Source organism: Nocardia sp. CDC160 (assembly GCF_035818795.1).
GTDB lineage: Bacteria > Actinomycetota > Actinomycetes > Mycobacteriales > Mycobacteriaceae > Nocardia.
Window position 1 is genome coordinate 507,939 of the sequence record NZ_JAYKYT010000001.1, and the last position, 15,387, is coordinate 523,325.

Consider the following 15,387-nt stretch of genomic DNA (forward strand, 5'->3'; position numbering starts at 1 on the left):
CGACGAATCAATGTTTTGCACCTTCATCTCGTGTCGAATTCAGCTGGTCGGCGACCCCGCGGCCCGGATATTCCAGTGGTACCAACCCCGACAGACCATACGGCCTATCCTGTCGCCGCAACAGCGGTCAATGTTACGACCCGGTCGCGCGGCGCAGGCATTGCCCCGCCGCGCGTCCGGTTCGTCGGGTGTCGAGGTCGCGGATCACCGACGGTGTCCGTGCCGCCGATCACCGCCCGTGTTCGGCCAGCCCGCCCAGCGCTTGCACCCAGCCCTCCACGAGGTGTTTGACCTGTTCCAGGCCGAGCACCGCGCCGACGAAGTCGAAGCGGGCGATCAGCCCGTCCTGGCTGGTGTCGACGGTGACGTCCAGGTACAGGTCGTCGGCGACCGGTTCCGGATAGACCCGGGCCGGGCGCAGGTCGCGGTAGCGGAAACCGATGCGGCCCACCGGCAGCACCGCGATCTCCGCGACGGCCTCCGGATTCAGGTGCCGCAGCAACCCGAAACCGACGCCCTGCGAGGGCACTTCGCGCAGTCGGTCCCGAATCTGTTCGATGACCGTGCCCGCGCCGGGACCGCCGCCGCGCACCTCGGCGAGGTCGAGACCCTCGAGGCGCAGCGGGAACGGGTAGGCGGTGCTGAACGCGCCGACCGTGCGCAGCCCCGCCCGGTCACCGGCGACGCGGCCGTCGGCGTTCAGTCGCACCACCGAACCCAGTGTGTCGCGCAGGTATTCGGCATCCGGGTCGAGCAGGGTGGCGGCCAGGGCCGCCAGCAGCACGTCATCGATGGTCGCGCCGTAGCGGCGGGCGACGGCATCGACGGCCGCCGCGCCCTCGCCGGTGATGGAGACCGACACGCGGCCGCGGCCACCGGAGTCGGCGGCACCGAGCACCCGGTCCGGGGACACGCCCTCGGATACCTCGGCGAGCGCCTTTCGCCACCAGGCCAATTCGTCGACGGTGTCGGCATCGACGGCGCGCTCGGCCAGGGCGCGGGCAATGCCGAGCGGATGCGCGTCGGCGCTGGGCGGGGTGGCGTGGCCGCCGGACCAGGAGGCGGTGAGGTCCTCGATGACGGTGCGCCACGAGGTGTCGTCGACCACCAGGCCATTGGCGACCACCACCAGTACGGCGGCGGGGCGGTCCTCGGGATCACCGTCTCCGGCCACGTTCTCGACCAGCACGAAGCGCATGTTGTACCCCTTCTCGGGGTCCAATTCGGCTGCGGCTGCGTGGATCACGGCCTCGATGGGGTCGCCGACGGCCTCCACGTTCGGGTCGATCTGCCACACCACGGCCGCGCCGCGCGGCTGCTGCGCCGGAATGTCGAGGGCCACCGATTCGCCGTCGCGGCGCAGGCGGGCCCACAGGCCGGGATGCCGGTCCAGCAGGGTGGCCACCGAGCGACGCACCCGGGTGCCGGAGATGCCCGCGGCGATATCGAGGGTGATGGCGCGCACCCAGATCCCGGAGGGCTCCACCTCGAGCAGGCTCATGGCACCGGCGGGGAGAGGTGAAACCTCGCCCACGGCAGTGAGTCTCGGGCCCTGCTCGAGCGGGCGCACCGGGGCACGGTGTGCGGCGGGCGATTCCACGGGGACCGGATCCCCGAAGGGCTGGGGCGCGACGGCGGGTTCGGGTGTGACGGCGGGCTCCGGTTCCGGCTCGGCCCGGAACGCTCCGGAGCCAGCGATATCGTCCACCAAGGCCTGATGGTCCGTCACCGAATCCGACTGGATCGACTCCGAATCCGGCAGTGCCGATACCGAATCCGGCTGAGCCGCAGTCGAATCCTGCCCGGTGGTCGCGGCGTCGAATTCGGTGGGTTCGGGGTCGGCGGCGGGCTCCGGGTCGTGCAGTTTCACGGCCCGCGACAGCTCCTCGGGCTTGATGACCGGCAGGACCTGGGTGGTGGCCCAGTCGACCTCGACCACCGGCTCGGCCGTCAGGTTTCCGGCGGCGATGACCTCGGCGGGGAGGGCCGGGGTGTACAGACCGACCCGGATGTCGGCGGTGATCACCGCGTGGGTCACGCCTTCTCGCGTCATCAGATCGCTGAGTTCGGGTGTCGTGTAGGCCCGGTGCGGGGCGACCACCAGGGTGGCGGCCGTCCCGAGCGGCAGGACCGGTTCCAGCGGTGACAGATCGGAGTCGGCCGCCGCGAGATACAGGGCGCGCGCCTCGCGGGCGATGCCGGAGCGGCGGGCCCGTTCGGCGATGGCGTGCAGATCCGCATGGGTGAGCACCACTTCGCCGTACCGGTCGGCCGGGAAGTCGATCCAGGCCGCCCCGTCGGAGGTGACGGGTGCGCGGCGGTCGGCGACGGTGACCGGTGCGTCGGAGCGGGACGCGACCTCCGCGCCGATGCGGGGATCGTCGACCACGAGCCAGTCGTTGCCACCGGCCAGCGGCGACAGTGTGCCCAGGGCGGCGGTCAGGGTCAGGCCCAGGGTGGCTCCGCTCCTTCCGACGCGGTCCGCGTGCGCGGGATCCACCGCGACAATGGCCGCGCCGGACTTGGCGACCGCCCAGACGGCGAGCACCAGCGCCACCGAGCGGGGCAGCACGATCGCCACCCGGGTGTCGGGTCCCGCGCCCCGGTCGATGAGAAGCCGTGCCAGCCGCGAGGATTCGCCGTCCAGCTGCGCGTAGGTGAAGGCGCGGCCGCGAATCACGACCGCCGCCCCGTCTCGGTTCGCCGCGACGGCGGCGGTCATGAGCGCGGGCAGGGTGTCATCGGGTTCGTCCATCGCACCGCTCTCGTCGAGGTCGGACACACTGACGGTGGGCACCGACCCACCGCTGACGGCGGTATCCGATAGGCGATGCGCGGCAGCGTCCGACACGTCGCTCGGGGCGGCGTCCGGCTCGCGGCTCGCGACAGCCTCCGAGGCACTGCTCACGGCGGCATCCGTTGCACCGCTGTCGATCGCGTCCGACGCGTTGCTCGCGGCCGCCGCGTCGGCGCGGTCGATGAGGGTGGCCAGGACCGGGCCGATGACCGCGAGGGAGGCGGGGGTGGTCATCATCTGGTGGGTGCCCGGGACGGCGAATTCCTCGACGGTGCCGCTGACGTAGGGCCGCCAGTCGGCGGCCGACTTCTCCTGCGGCACACCGGCACTGCGGAATTCGGCGCGGAACAGTTCGATCCGGCCGTCGAAATGCCCCGGGCGGTACTGGCTTTCCAGCTGCAGGCTGCGCACCGCGCCGCGGTAGATGCGGCGCAGCCGGTCCAGGGTGAGGACGCCCAGGTCGGGCGGCACCGCACCGTGCAGCGCGGTGAGCGCCTCCTCGCTGAGCTCGAGCAGGTCACCGTCGGGGAAGGCCTCGGGGCCGACGCCGATGGTGGCGAACTCGTCGAGGATGGAGGTGCGGAAGTCGGCCTTGGATTCCGGGTAGGAGTCCAGGATGGCGACCAGGTCGACCCGTTCGCCCTGGGCCTGGAGTTCGGTGGCGATGGCGTAGGCCAGGATGCCGCCGAGGGAGTAGCCGAGCACCCGGTACGGGCCCTCCGGCTGCCGGGCGCGCATTTCGCTCACGTAGCGGCGGGCGACCTCTTCCAGGCTGGCCGGGTCGTAGTCGGCCTCGGTGAGGGCGGGCGACTGCAGACCGATCAGCGGCTGATCCTCGGGGAGGAAGCGCGTCAAACCGGCGTAGGTCCACGACATTCCGGACATGGGCGGGGCGCAGAAGATCGGCGTCCGGGTGCCCGTGGCCCGAATCGGCAGCACGACCTGCAGGCCCGCTTCGGAATTCGAGTCGTAGTCGTGTTCGCCCTCGAGCGCGGCCAGGATCTGGGTGGCGAGCCCGGCCACGGTCGGCGCGGCGAAGAACCACGCCACCCGCACCTCGGCACCGGTCAGCGTGCGCAGGCGGCTGGCGACCTGGGTGGCCAGCAGCGAATTGCCGCCGAGGGCGAAGAAGTCGTCGTCCGCGCCCACCCGGTCGACGCCGAGCACGTCGCCGAAGGCATCGGCCACCGTCTGCTCCAGATCCGTTGCGGGGGCCCGGAATTCGGCGGCCTTGAACTCCGGATCCGGCAGCGCGGCACGGTCCAGCTTGCCGTTCGCGTTGAGCGGCAGAGCCGCCAGCACCACGAACGCCGACGGCACCATGTAGGACGGGAGTGCCGCCGACAGCTCCGACTTCACCTGCGCCACATCGACATCCACGCCCGTCGGCACCAGGTAGGCGACCAGGCGATCACCGGTGCGCTGGTCGGAGCGGGCCAGTACCGCGGTCTGCGCGATCTGCGGCAGCGCCAGCAGCGCGGCCTCGATCTCGCCGAGCTCGATGCGGAAGCCGCGGATCTTCACCTGGAAGTCGGTGCGGCCCCGGTATTCCAGCTCACCGTTCGCGTTCCACGCGACCAGGTCACCGGTGCGGTACATGCGCTCGCCGTTGCCGAACGGGTCGGCCACGAAGCGGTCCGCGGTGAGGTCCGGGCGGCCGAAGTAGCCGCGCGCCAACTGCGCACCGGACAGGTACAGCTCGCCGGGCACGCCGACGGGCACCGGCCGCAGCCGGGCGTCGAGCACGTAGACGCGGCTGTTCCATTCGGGCGCGCCGATGGGCACCGCGAGGCGGTCGGCGTCGGTGACCGCGTGGTTGGTGATCGACACCGCGGCCTCGGTGGGGCCGTACAGGTTGAACAGCTCGACGGTCGGGAACGCGGCGCGGAACTTCCGCGCCAGCGCGCCCGGCAGCGCTTCGCCGATGGCCAGCACGCGCCGCAGCGCGCCCAGACCGGCGGCCGAATTCGATTCGGCCAGTAGCGCGTCCAGCATGGAGGGCACGGTGTGCAGCACGGTCACCGACTCGCGAGCCAGGAGCGCGTTCAGGTACACCGGGTCGCGGTGGCCGTCGGCCTCGGCGATGACCAGTCGACCGCCGGACACCGCGGCGGACCAGAACTCCCACACCGACAGGTCGAAGGTGGCCGCGGTCTTCAGCAGCACCGCGTCGTCGACGCCGAGCCCGAATTCCGCTGTCTTCCACAGCAACTGGTTCACCACCGCGCCGTGCGGCACGGCCACGCCCTTGGGGCGACCGGTCGAACCGGAGGTGAAGATGACGTACGCGGTATTCGCGGCGGTCAGCGCCCGCACCCGCTCGGCATCGGTGATCGGCTCGGCCGGGTACTCCGACAGGTCCAGCTCGTCGATGCGCAGCACCTCGAGCGACGGCATCGCGAAGCCGTCGCGGGAGGTGGTGAGCACGCAGGCGGGTGCGGCCGTGTCCAGGATGTAGGCCACCCGCTCGGCGGCCTGGTCGGGATCGATGGGCACGTAGGCGGCACCGGACTTGGCGACCGCGTACATGGCCACCACCAGGTCGGTGGAGCGGCGAATGGCCAGCGCCACACGGTCTTCCGCGCCGATGCCGCGCGCGATGAGCTCGCGGGCGAGCCGGTTCACGCGGGCGTCGAGTTCGGCGTAGCTGAGTTCGCCCTCGCCGTCGGCGACCACGGCGATCCGGTCGCCGTGGGCGCGTGTGGTCCGGTCGAGCAGTGTCGCCAGGGTGGCGCGGGTGTCCACCTCGTGGCGAGTCTCGTTCCAGGTCCCGAGGATTCGGGCCCGCTCGTCGACGGCGAGCAGTTCCAGATCGCCGACCGGGGTGGCGGGCGCGGCGGCCACGCGGGTGAGCAGGCGCACGAAGCGCTCGACGAAGCCTTCCACGGTGGCCTTGTCGAACAGTGCCGTGGCGTAGGTGAAGCCGCCGATGATGCCCGCGGGCTCACCGGTTTCGGTGTAGCGGTCGGCCGCGATGAGGTGCAGGTCGAACTGCGACAGCTCGGTGTCGATCTCGAGCCCGGCCACGGTGAGGTCCGGCAGTTCCAGCCCGGCCTGGCTGTGGTTCTGGAAGGACAGGCCGACCTGGAACAGCGGGTGGCGGGCGGTGGAGCGGGCCGGGTTGAGGACCTCGACCAGCCGCTCGAACGGCACGTCGGCGTGGGCGAAGGCGGCCAGATCGGTTTCGCGTTGGCGGGCCAGGAGTTCGGTGAAGCTCGCGCCCGCGTCGACCTTGGTCCGGAAGACCAGGGTGTTGACGAACATGCCGATGAGGTCGTCGAGCACGGCTTCGCCGCGGCCCGCGATCGGGGTGCCGATGGCGATGTCGTCGGTGCCGGAGAGTCGGGCCAGCAGCACCGCGAGGGCGGTGTGCACGACCATGAACAGGGTCGCGCTCTCGGCACGCGCCAAATCCACCAGAGCCTTATGGGTTTCGGCGTCGAGGTTGATCTCGACCTTGCCGCCCTGGAAGGACTGCACGGCCGGGCGCGGCCGATCCGAGGGCAGGTCCAGCTGGTCGGGCAGATCGGCCAGAGCCTGTTTCCAGTAACCGATCTGGGCGGCGGCCACCGATTCCGGATCGTTCTCGTCGCCGAGCAGCTCGCGCTGCCAAATGGCGTAGTCGGCGTACTGCACGGGCAGCGGCTGCCAGGCGGGCTCGAGGCCCATGGCCCGGGCGGCGTAGGCCAGCATGAGGTCCCGGGTCAGCGGGGTGACCGAGGAGCCGTCGCCGGAGATGTGGTGGATGACCAGCGCCAGCACGTATTCGGCCGGGGCGTCGCTGATCCGGAACAGCGCAATGCGCAGCGGCACTTCGGTGGTGACGTCGAAGATGTGCGAGGCGACGCCGAGCACCGCGTCCGCGACCTCGGCGGAAGTGACCTCGCGGACCTCGAGTTCGGGCCGCGCGTCGGCGACCGACAGCACCACCTGCACCGGTCCGTTGTCGGTCTCCGGGTAGACGGTGCGCAGGATCTCGTGGCGGGCAACGACATCCGCGACGGCCGCGCGCAGGGCGTCCACGTCCAGCGCGCCGGTGAGGCGGACCGCGGCGGGGATGTTGTAGGCGGCGGATTCGGTGTCGAAGCGGTTGAGGAACCACATGCGCTGCTGCGCCGGGGACAGCGGAATCCGTTCCGGCCGTGGACCGGCCACCAGCGGCACCGCGCGACCGGTGCCGGTCGCCGATTCCAGCGCGGCGGCCAGTGCCGCCACCGAGGGCGTGTCGAAGAGCAGGCGCACCGGGACGCGGGTGTCGAGGGCCGCGCCGAGGCGGGCGATGACCTGGGTGGCGACCAGCGAGTTGCCACCCAGGGCGAAGAAGTCGTCGTCCAGGCCGACCGGGTGGCCGAGGCCGAGGGTCGCGGCGAATACGGCCGCCACGATCTGCTCGACCGGGGAGACCGGCGCCCGGAACTCGCGCGCCGCGAATTCCGGTGCGGGCAGGGCCTTTCGGTCGAGCTTGCCATTGGCGTTGACCGGCATGGCGTCGAGCGCCACCAGCGCGGCGGGCACCATGTAAGACGGCAGCCGCGCGGCCAGGTGCGCCTTCAAAACATCCTGGTCGACGGTCGCGCCCGCGGCGGGCACCACGTAGGCGGCGAGCATGTCGCCGGTGTGCTCGGCCGAATGCAGCACCACCACGGCCTGATCCACCGTCTCGTGCGCGGTGAGCGCGGCCTCGATCTCGCCGAGCTCGATGCGCAGGCCGCGCAGCTTCACCTGGAAGTCGCTGCGGCCCATGTAGACCAGCTCGCCCTCGGCGTTCCACTTCACCAGATCGCCGGTGCGGTACATGCGCTCGCCCCGACGGAAGGGGTTGGCCACGAAGCGATCCGCGGTCAGATCGGTGCGTCCGACATAGCCGCGCGCCAGCTGCGCGCCCGCCAGGTACAGCTCACCCACGAGACCCGGGGCGACGGGGTGCAGGCGCGAATCCAGGACGTAGGCACGGGCATTCCACACCGGTCCGCCGATCGGCACCGCACCGGACACCGCGTCGGCGACCGGCGCGTAGGTGGCGTGCACGGTGAATTCCGTTGGCCCGTACAGGTTGTGCAGCTCCGCCGGGCTGATGGCGCGGAAGGCGTCCACGGCGTCGGAGGTGAGGGCCTCACCGGCCACCAGCAGCGCGCGCAGCGAGGTGAGCCGGTCCGGGTCCGCGCTGGCGGCGAAGACCCGCAGCATGGACGGCACGAACGAGGTGAGGGTGACGTGATGGGCGGCGATGACATCGGCCAGGTACAGCGGGTCGCGATGCCCGTCGGGGGTGGCGACGACCATGCGGCCACCGGTGGCCAAGGGCCCGAACAGCTCCCACACCGACACGTCGAAGGTGGCGGGGGTCTTGAACAGCACCACGTCGTCGCCGTCGAGCTGGTATTCGTCGGTGATCCAGCGGATCTGGTTCACCGCGGCCGCGTGCGGCACGGCCACGCCCTTGGGGCGGCCGGTGGAACCGGAGGTGAAGATGACGTAGGCGGTGTGCTCCGGGCGCAGCGGCGCGCGGCGTTCCGCGTCGACGACCGGGTGGTCGGGGAGTCCCGCGAGGTCGGCGGTGTCGACCTCGACCACGGGGTGGTCACCGGCGTCGAAGCTGTCGCGCGAGGTGGTCAGCACGCACACCGGAGCGGCGGTGTCGAGGACGTGGGCGATGCGCTCGCCGGGCTGGTCCGGGTCCAGCGGCACATACGCGCCACCGGCGGCCAGCACCGCGTAGGCGGCGGTCACGAAGTCGAGCGAGCGCCGGATGTGCAGGGCCACCAGCGATTCCGGGCCGACACCCGCGCCGATGAGGCGGCGGGCCAGCCGGTGCACGCGGGCGGCGAACTCGGCGTAGGTGAGCCGCTCGCCGCCGCTGACCAGCGCGACCGCGTCGGGGGTGCGCAGCGCCTGGGTCTCGAACAGCGACACCAGCGTGGCGGTCGCCGCGCCCGTCCGGGACGGACTCCAGATCTCCGGCAGTCCGGCGACAGCGTCGACGGTGGTGGCGTTCCAGTCCGAGAGCACGCGCTGGCGTTCGTCCACGGCCAACAGGTCGAAGTCGCCGACGGCGCGCTCGGGATGGGTGGCCACCGCGACCAGGGTGCGGCGCAGGCGCTCGGCCAGCCGGTCCATGGTGTCGGCGTCGAACAGGTCGGTGGCGTAGGTGAAGGCGGCCGAGATGCCCTGTGCCACACCGTCGGCGGTGGTGCGCTCGACCAGGGTGAGGTCCAGGTCGAACTTGGCCACCGGCACGGTGAGGTCGACGTCGGAGACCGTGACGCCGGGCAGTTCGAACACGGCCGGGGTCATGTTCTGCACGGTCAGCGAGACCTGGAACAGCGGGTGCCGGGCCTGCGAGCGCGGCGGATCCAGCAGTTCCACAATGCGTTCGAACGGCGCGTCGGCGTGCTCGAAGGCGGCCAGGTCGGTCTGCCGGACAGCGGCCAGCAGGTCGGTGAAGCTGGCGTTCGGGTCCACCTCGGTGCGCAGCACCAGGGTGTTGACGAACATGCCGATGAGCTCGTCCAGGGCGGCCTCGCCACGACCGGCGATGGGCGCGCCGATGGCGATGTCGCGGGTGCCCGACACCCGCGCCAGCAGCACCGCGAAGGCCGCGTGCATGACCATGAACAGCGTCGTATTGTGCCGCTGCGCAACCCGATTCAGTGCGGCGTGCACGTGCGGGTCGATATCGAAGACGTGCACCGAGCCGCGACCGGAGGCCACCGCCGGGCGGGGCCGGTCGGTGGGCAGCTCCAGCTGGTCGGGCAGTCCGGCCAGGGCCGCGCGCCAGTAGTCGAACTGGCGGGCCAGCAGCGAGTCGGGATCGTGTTCGTCACCGAGGGTTTCGCGCTGCCACAGCGCGTAGTCGGCGTACTGCACCGGCAGCGGCGTCCACGCGGGCACCTGGCCCTGCATGCGGCCCAGGTAGGCGGTGATGAGGTCGCGGGTGAGCGGGCCGCCGGAGAAGCCGTCACCGGCGATGTGGTGGACCACGCAGATCAGCACGTGATCGTGCTCGGACAGGCGCAGCAGCCGCAGCCGCAGCGGCGGGGCCGCGGTCACGTCGAAGGGCGCGAAGGCGATCTCCGAGACCACCTGCGCCACTTCGACTTCGGAGATCTCGCCGACCAGCAGCGACGGCATGGCGTCGGGTGCGTCGACCGGGAGCACCACCTGGTGTCCGACGCCCTCGTGCTCCGGGTAGTAGGTGCGCAGCACCTCGTGGCGGGCCACCAGGTCGGCCACGGCGTCGCGCAGCGCGGACACGTCCAGCGGCCCGGTGACGCGCAGCGCGATCGGCAGGTTGTAGGTGGCGGCCTCGGTGTCCAGGCGGTTGAGGAACCACATGCGCTGCTGCGCGTAGGACAGCGGCACGATCTCCGGGCGCGGCATGGGCCGCAGCGGGGCCACGCCCGAATCGGCCAGCGCACCCAGGGATTTCGCGAGTTCGGCGACGGTGGGCGTCTCGAACAGGGCGCGCACCGGCACCCGCGCGCCGACCGCGGCACCCAGGCGGGCCACCACCTGGGTGGCGTTGAGCGAGTTGCCGCCCAGTTCGAAGAAGTCGTCGTCCGCGCCGACCCGCTCGAGCCGCAGCACGGTGGCGAACACGTCGGCGACGGTGCGCTCGGCGGCGGTGGCGGGCTCGCGGTACTCGCGGGCCTGGAACTCCGGCACCGGCAGCGCCTTGCGGTCCAGCTTGCCGGAGGCGTTGAGCGGCATGGCATCCAGGCGCACCACGGCCGAGGGCACCATGTAGGACGGCACGGATTCGCGGGTGTGCGCGAGCAGCTCGGCGTCGGTGACGGACGCGCCGTCCTCGAGCACCACATACGCCACGAGACGGTCGCCGGTGACGGCGCGCACCAGCGTGACCGCGGCCCGGTGCACGGCCTCGTGCGACAGCAGCACCGTCTCGATCTCGCCGAGTTCGATGCGCTGGCCGCGCAGCTTGACCTGGAAGTCGCTGCGGCCCAGGTATTCCAGCGCGTGCCCGTCGCCGTCGGCGACCCAGCGCACGACGTCGCCGGTGCGGTAGAGCCGCTGCCCGTCCGCGTGGGCGACGAAGCGTTCGGCGGTCAGCGCGGGCGCGCCCAGGTAGCCGCGCGCCAATTGCACACCGGCGACGTAGAGTTCACCGGCCGCGCCGAACGGCACCGGCCGCAGCTGCCGATCCAGCACCAGCACCCGGGTGTTGGCGACCGGGCTGCCGATCGGCACCGCGACGCCGTGGGCGCGCTCGGCCGGGTGGGCGGTGACCACGGTGGCCTCGGCCGGGCCGTACCAGTTGACCAGGGCCGTATCCGGCAGGGCCGCCGCGAATTTCGCGGCGCTCTCGGCGGACAGCGCCTCACCGGCGGCGAACACCCAGCGCAGCGACGGATGCCGCCGGGCGGGCTGCTCTTCGAGGGACACGGGACCGTCGAGGTAGGCGTCGAGCATGGACGGCACGAAATGCACGGAGGTGACCGCGTATTCGTCGATCACGCTCGCGATATAGGCCGGATCGCGGTGCCCGTCCGGCTCGGCGACGACCACGGCCGCGCCGGTCTGCAACGGCCAGAACAGCTCCCAGGTGGAGATGTCGAAGGTGATGGGCGTCTTGTGCAGCACCACATCGCCGGGCCGGTGCGGGTAGGTGCGCTGGGCCCACCGGAACTGGTTGGCCATCTGCCGGTGCGTGATCACCACGCCCTTGGGGCGGCCGGTGGAGCCGGAGGTGTAGATGACGTAGGCGGCATTGTCGGCCCGCACCTCGGCGGGTGCGACCTCGACCAGCGGGTCCGCGCCCGCGAGCGCGTCGACGAAGAACAGCGGTACGCCCGAGGCGGTTTCGAAGTCGTCGGCGGCGCGGGTGAGCACGCACACCGGCGCGGACCCGGCCAGCACGTACTCGTTGCGCTCGGCCGGATGGTCCGGGTCCACCGGCACGTACGCGCCGCCGGAGCGCAGCACCGCGTAGATGGCGACCACCAGGTCGATGCCGCGGCGCATGGCCACGGCCACCCGCGATTCCGCGCCCACGCCGCGCAGGGTCAGTTCCTGGGCGAGGCGGCGCGAGCGGGCGTCGAGCTCGGCGTAGCTGAGGGTGGTGCGGCCGAAGATCACAGCCGGGGCGTCCGGCGTGCGCGCCACCTGGGCGTCGAACAGCGTCAGCAGCGTCGAATCGTCCAGCAGCTCCGGCACTTCGGTGGCATTGACGGCGGCCAGTTCGCGGCGCTCCGCGTCGAGCAGCGCGTCCACCTCGGCGACCCGAGCCCGCGGATCGGCGGCAATGCGGCCCAGCAACACCGAGAGCCGGTGCGCGATGGCCTGTGCCGCCTCCTCCTCGAACAGGTCGCGCAGGTACTTCACGCCGAAGCTGAGGCCCCGGCCGCGCGGCTGCACCATGACCGTGAGCGGGTAGTGGGTGCCATTGGTCGCGTGCGCGCCGAGAATGCCCGCGCCGTCGATGGGCGCGGCGGCGTCGTCGAGGGATTCCTCGTCGACCGGGAAGGAGGCGAACACCACGATGGAGTCGAAAAGCCCGTCGACCCCGGCGATTTCCTGGATTTCACCGAGTCCGACGTAGTGGTGGTCGAGCAGGGCGGCCTGCTCGTCCTGCAGCGCCCGCAGCACCTCGGTGACGGTGTCGCCCGCGTGCAACCGCACGCGCACCGGAATGGCGTTGAGGAACAGGCCGATCATGGTCTCGATGCCCGCCAGCTGCGGCGGACGCCCGGACACGGTGGCGCCGAAGACGACATCGTCGCGGTCGGTGCTGCGGCCGATGAGCAGACCCCACGCGGCCTGCACGACGGTGTTGAGTGTGACACCCGCCTCGTGCGCGACCCTGGTCAGCGCGGCGGTGTCGTCCTCGGACAGCTGGAAGACGACTTCGCCGATGCCGGAGGTGATTTCGCGCGACGGGTCGACCGCGGCCAGCGGCGTCGGCTCGGTGAAGCCCGCGAGGGTCTCGCGCCACGCCTCGCGCGCGGCCTCGTGATCGCGGGCGGCCAGCCAGGCCAGGTAGTCGCGGTAGGACCGCACGGCCGGAATCGCCGTCGCGTCGCCCCCGGCCGCGTACAGCAGCAGCATGTCCTGGATGAGCAGCGGCATCGACCAGCCGTCGATGAGGATGTGGTGGCTGGTGACGCAGAAGCGGTAGCGGTCCGCGGCGGTCCGGTACAGGGTCATGCGCAGCAGCGGCCCCGCGCCCATGTCGAAGTGGCGGGCCACGTCGAAGGCCATCAGCCGGTCGGTCTCGGCGACCGCCTCGGCGGGCACCCGGTCGCTGAGATCCAGGTACTGCCACGGCAATTCGACATCGTCCAGCACGACCTGCACCGGATTGCCCGCGCCGTCCTCGGCGAAGACCGCGCGCAGGTTCACGTGCCGGTCCAACATCGCCTGCGCGGCGGCGTGCACGCGCGCCACGTCGATTTCACCGGCCAGGTCCAGCGCGAACTGCACCATGTAGGCGTCGACGGAGGATTCGGCCAGCCGGGCGTGGAACAGCATGCCCGACTGCAGCGGCGTCAGCGGCCACACCTCGGACATGCTCGGGTACCGCTCGCGTAGCCGCGCCTCGTCGGCGGCCGACAGCTCGACCAGCGGCCCGGTCGCGAGTTCCTCGGTGGCCGAGTCGTTCTCGACCGGTACCGCGAGCTCGGCCAGCGCGGCCACGGTGCGGGCGGCGAACATCTCCTTGGGCTTGAAGCCCAGACCGCGGGCCCGGGCCCGGGAGACGATCTGGATGGCGGTGATGGAATCCACGCCGAGGGTGAAGAAGTCGTCGTCGAGGCCCACCCGGTCCAGGTGCAGCACCTCGGCGATGACCTCGGCCACGGCCTGCTGCGCCGGGGTCTGCGGCGCGCGGTATTCGGTGACCTCGAGCTCCGGCTCGGGCAGGGCGCGGCGGTCCAGCTTGCCCGCGGGGGTCAGCGGGATCTCGTCGAGCACCATGATGACCGACGGCACCATGTGCGCGGGCAGCGTCCGCTCGGCGAGGGCCGCCAGCTCGGCGGTGTCGATCGAGAAGCCCGGGGCGGCATGCACATACGACACCAGCGCGGTGGCGCGGCCGTTCACCTCGTGGCCGACGGTGACCGCGAAGTCCACCGCGTCCGGCCCGGCCAGCACGGCGTCGATCTCGCCCAGCTCGATGCGCAGCCCGCGAATCTTGACCTGGAAGTCGTTGCGGCCCACGTACTCCAGTTCCCCGGCGACATTGGCGCGCACCAGGTCACCGGTGCGGTAGAGCCGGGAACCAGTGTCCTCGAACGGGTTCGCCACGAAACGCGAGGCGGTCAGCTCGGGTCGCGCGTGGTAGCCGCGGGCCAGCAGCGCACCGGCGATGTACAGCTCACCGGGTGTCCCGACCGGCACCGGCCGCAGGAATTCGTCCAGCACGTAGGCGGTGGCCCCGCGAATGGCCGCGCCGATGGTGACCGGGCGCTCCGGCGCGAGCGGGTCGGAGATATTGGTGGCAATGGTCGCCTCGGTCGGGCCGTAGGCATTGTGGAAGCGGCGGCGGCCGGTCGCGTCCCCGGCCCAGCGGCGCACCAGCTCGGCCGAAATGGCCTCGCCGCCACCGACGATCGCCTCCATGCCGGTGAGTTGGTCGGGATCCAGCGAGGCCAGCACCGAGGGCGTGATCAGCCCGTGCGTCACCCGCTCGCGCGCGATGAGGCGGCCCAGTTCGTCACCGCCGTAGACCTCGGGCACGGTGACGACCATGGTCGCCGCCGCACCGACCGCCATGAGCAGTTCCATGATGGAGGCGTCGAAGGACGGCGTCGCCACGTGCAGCACCCGCGACTCCGGGCCGATGCCGAAGCGCTCGCGCATCTCCGCGGTCAGCGCGGCAATGCCGGTGTGGGTGACCACGACGCCCTTGGGCAGGCCGGTCGAGCCGGAGGTGTAGATGACGTAGGCGGTGTGCTCGGCGCGCAGCGGGCGCACCCGGTCGGCATTGGTGACCGGTTCGGCCGGATAGCTCTGGGCCGCGGCCGCGATCTCCTCGGTGTCCAGCTCCAGCCAGGGCAGGGTGGTCGGCAGGGTCGAGCGGGTGTCGGTGACGGTCAGGCCGAGCACGGCGCGGGAGTCGGAGACCATGTGCAGCACGCGGTCGGCCGGATAGTTGGGGTCGACGGGGACGAATCCGGCACCGGTCTTGGCGACCGCCCAGACCGCCACCACCGACTCGATCGAGCGGCGAATGCCGACGGCGACCAGATCCTCGGGACCGATGCCGCGCGCGATGAGCAGACGCGCCAGCCGGTTCGACCGCTCGTCGAGTTCGGCGTAGCCGAGTTCGGTCAGGGTGGCGTCCGCGTCGGCGAGGACGACGGCGGTGCCGCCCGGATTCGCCTCGACGGCCGTGGCCAGCAGCTGCGGCAGCGTCGGAACGTGCGGTCCGCGGCGGGTCCGGGTGGGGCGTACGCGAGCCGTGCGGGTCATGCCATTACCGCCACGAGCTCGTTCTTCCGGTCCCCGACCACCCGAATCATGCAGCTGTCCCTCATCCTGTCCGTCATTGCTCGACCGCCCGTGTGCACCGAAAACCTTCATCGGATTCACGCAGGCCGCGTTACTCGACCACGCGTTCGCGGGGCCGAGTG

1 pseudogene is annotated in these 15,387 nt (G+C 71.7%); it reads right to left on the reverse strand.

The window, feature by feature from the left end:
• Positions 1–229 precede the first annotated feature (229 nt).
• Positions 230–15,184, reverse strand: a pseudogene (locus VMT40_RS02230) (amino acid adenylation domain-containing protein); the annotation flags it as partial.
• Between the last annotated feature and the right edge of the window lie 203 nt (positions 15,185–15,387).